The organism is Nonomuraea sp. NPDC001684, assembly GCF_053596515.1.
The window spans coordinates 1-1801 of sequence record NZ_JBSFGJ010000830.1 but is presented as its reverse complement, the minus strand read 5'-3'; the positions used below and the strand labels follow the sequence as shown (position 1 = coordinate 1801).

Here is a 1801-nt window from a genome sequence, read left to right as displayed (position 1 = left end):
ATCGGGGCGCTGTCGTTCGTCGAGACGCTGCGCCGGATCATCCCGCTCGACGGGTTCAGCGACCCGCCGACGCTCGACGTCTCCCCGCGCGGCGTGCTGGCGAGGTACGGGATGCCGCTGCCGAACCTGGCGATCGGCGTCTTCAGCCTGGAGAACATCTCCCTGAACGCCTACCTGGACCTGCCGTTCGCGGGCACCCGGCCGCTGGAGATCGGGTTCGCGTTCTGCCGCAGGGACGCGCCGTTCCGGCTCACCGTCTCGCTGTTCGGCGGCGGCGGCTGGTTCGGGATCGTGCTGTCGCCCGACGGGGTCCGCGCGCTGGACGCCGGCCTGGAGTTCGGGGCCGCGGCGTCCGTCGACTTCGGGGTGGCCAGCGGCAGCGTGTCGGTGATGGCCGGGATCTACTTCCACCTCGACGCCGCGACCGGGCAGGCCGTCCTGTTCGGCTACTTCCGCGCCCGCGGCGAGGTGGACGTCCTCGGCCTGGTCTCCGCCTCCATCGAGCTCTACCTGGAGCTGGGGTACGAGGGCGGCGACGCGGTCGGCCGGGCGCGGATCACGATCACCATCGAGATCGGGTTCTTCGAGGAGTCCGTCGAGATCAGCTGCGAGAAGCGGTTCGGCGGCGCCCGGTCACTGACCGCCGCCGCGGCGCTCGCCGAGGGCGCGGTCGTGGACGGCGAGGAGACGGCCGGTTCCGCCGCGACCTTCGCCCAGATGATGGCGCCGTACCGGGATCCGGTCACCGGCGCGCGACGGGACCCGGTCGCCGAGTACTGCGGCGCCTTCGCGGCGGTGGCCTGACATGAGCGAACGGACCGGACAGAGTACGGGGGAGCGCATGGGCACGTTCAAGGTTCTGTGGACGGCGTTGCCGGCCGGGGCGGCCGGGCCGGGCGAGGTGCGGCTGTCGGTCGCCGTCGGGCCCCGGCTGGAGGCGCCGCGCGGCCGGCTCGACGACGTCGCGGAGTTCACCGACTGGCCGGGGACGCTGCGCGAGACGGTCCTGCCGGCCCTGCGAATCGTGTGGGACGGCCACGCGGCCCCGGTCGTCCCGCGCCCTGACCCGAGATCCCCGGCCCCCGACTCCGACCTGTGGGGGAGACTCTTCCCGGCCGCCTCGCCGGTGCGGTCGCGCTCCCTGGCCGCCGCCGGGGCTCTCGGCGCGGCGGTCACGGGCGGCTCGCCGGGCGTGCGGGTGTTGCGGTCGTTCCCCGCGGCGCTGGTCCACGAGCGCATCGCCACGCTGTACGACCAGATCGGCCAGGCCGTGATCAGCGACCGCCTCACGCCTCCGGGAAACGGCGAGGCCGCCCTCGGGGACGGCCGCCCGCGACGTCCCTGGCGTCAGCCGTACACCGGTCTGGTCCGCGAACTCCCAGTGGCCGGCGAGATGAGCAGGTTCAGCGGCGACCCCCAGGCCGCCTACCGGGCCATCGACGGCATGATCGGCGGGAGCCCGAGCTCCGCCGCCGAGCTCGGCCCGGCCACCCTCGACCGGACGAGCGCGGCCTACCGGGGCGACGAGACGAGGTTCGCGCTGGCCGAGGCCGTCAGGTTCTACGACCGGCCCAAGCCCCCCGGCAACGGCGGCGGCCCGGCGGGCGCGGGAGCCGGGCGGCCCCGGCCGGAGCCGCCCGACGTGGAGTTCCACGGCGTCTGCGGCTTCCTGGCCGACTATCCGGAGCTGTGCCGCCGGCTCGGGCTCGTCCTGGACCTCGTCGTCCCCGTGCCCCCGGGGCTCGCCGCCGCCGGACGGCTCCGGGTGGCGTTCGAGGACGTGCCCCCGCCGTTCGACACC

2 protein-coding genes are annotated in these 1801 nt (G+C 75.1%); both read left to right on the top strand.

The genetic code is table 11. The annotated features are described in order from the left end of the window. A partial coding sequence (locus tag ACWCSD_RS52265) for a hypothetical protein (RefSeq protein WP_449927321.1) occupies window positions 1-804 on the top strand: 804 nt, incomplete at its 5' end. 1 nt (window position 805) lies between these two features. Then, window positions 806-1801 (top strand): hypothetical protein (locus tag ACWCSD_RS52260; RefSeq protein ID WP_449927318.1); only part of this gene is annotated, 996 nt, incomplete at its 3' end.